Source organism: Actinoplanes sp. NPDC048791 (assembly GCF_040650095.1).
Taxonomy (GTDB): Bacteria; Actinomycetota; Actinomycetes; order Mycobacteriales; family Micromonosporaceae; genus Actinoplanes.
Genome location: NZ_JBEZGQ010001579.1, coordinates 1 through 1,364 on the forward strand (window position 1 = coordinate 1; position 1,364 = coordinate 1,364).

Annotated in this window: 1 protein-coding gene and 1 pseudogene; both read right to left on the reverse strand. The window is 74.3% G+C overall.

What is annotated here, in order from left to right:
* A partial coding sequence (locus AB0C29_RS48645) for a glycoside hydrolase family 3 N-terminal domain-containing protein (protein ID WP_360835195.1) occupies positions 1-1,062 on the reverse strand: 1,062 nt, incomplete at its 3' end.
* 51 nt (positions 1,063-1,113) lie between these two features.
* Positions 1,114-1,364: pseudogene (locus AB0C29_RS48650) on the reverse strand (hypothetical protein); the annotation flags it as partial.

Genomic DNA, 1,364 nt, shown 5'->3' on the forward strand with positions numbered 1-1,364 from the left:
CGCCAGGTCGCCGCCCGCCGCCACGAACCGCACCGCGCGCTCGCCGGCGGGCAGCGACGACGCCGAGTCGGCCGCGCCGAGGTCGTCCGACATCACCAGCCCGGTGTAGCCGAGCCGCTCGCGCAGCAGGCCGGTGACGATCGGCTTGGAATACGCCGCGATGGACGAGCCGTCGATCTTCGGGTACGTCGCGGAGGAGATCATCACCCCGGCCGATCCCGCCTTGATCCCGGCCACGAACGGCTTCAGGTACGGGTCGTCGGCCGTGGTCGTGTTGTCGACGACCCGGACGGCGGTGTCGGTGTTGGCGCGGACCCGGCCCAGCCCCGGGAAGTGCTTGAGGATGGTCAGCACCTCGGCACCCTGCGAGGCCGACACCACCGTGGCGATGTCCGCCGCGACCGCGTCCGGATCGGAGCCGTACTGGCGGTGGAAGCCACCGATGGGTGGGTTGCCCTCCCCCAGCTTGGCCGGGACCGTGTCCGCGACCGGCGCCAGGTTGACCGTCACCCCGATCCCGGCGAGACGCTGGGCAGTGTCACGCACCGTGCCGCGCAGCTTCGCCGGAGGGCCGGCACCGAGCCGCTGGGCCGACGGGATCAGCGGGAAGTCGCGGCCCTTGAGGGTCTGCACGCTGCCGCCCTCCTGGTCGAGCGCGACCAGCAGCGGCGTCCCGGCCCGGCGTTGCAGGGCGGTGATGTCCGCGCGCAGGCCCGCGGCGGACCGGGAGCTGCGCCCGGCCAGGAAGACCCCGCCGAGATCATGCCGGGCGACCACGTCACCGAGCTCGCGCGGGTCGCCCACCGGCGTGCCGATCATGAGCACTTGGCCGGCGCGCTCGGCCGGGGACAGCCCGGCCAGGATCGTGTCGACGCAGCCCTGCGGGCTCGACGAGGCGCTGGGTGTCACCGCAGAAGCACTGGGTATGGCCGAAGGTGGCGGCGGAGCGGAGGACAGCGCGCGCGGCGCCGGAGTGTCGGCGACGGCTCGCCGGATCACCAGACCCGCGATCACGATCAGCAGGACCACTCCGGCACTCAGCCACCGCACTCTGCTCGTCATCGCCGTCCACGCTATCGAACGCCGGGTAGGCGCCCGCGGGCCGTGCGAGGGCTACCGCCGGCGGAGCCGCTTGAAGCCGGCGGCGGCCAGCACGCCCGCGATCACGATCAGGGCCGCGATGATGATCTGGTGTCCCAGCGCCACCCGGTCCAGCGTGTCCTGCGACTGCGCCGCCGGGCGCAGCCAGGTGTCGTCGCTCTGCTGCGGCACTCCCGCGGCGGCCGGGCCGGCGGCCTCCTGGGGCGAGGCCACCACGCCGGGCTCGGCCGAGCGGGACACCTTCGGTTTCGGCGCCGCGGCGG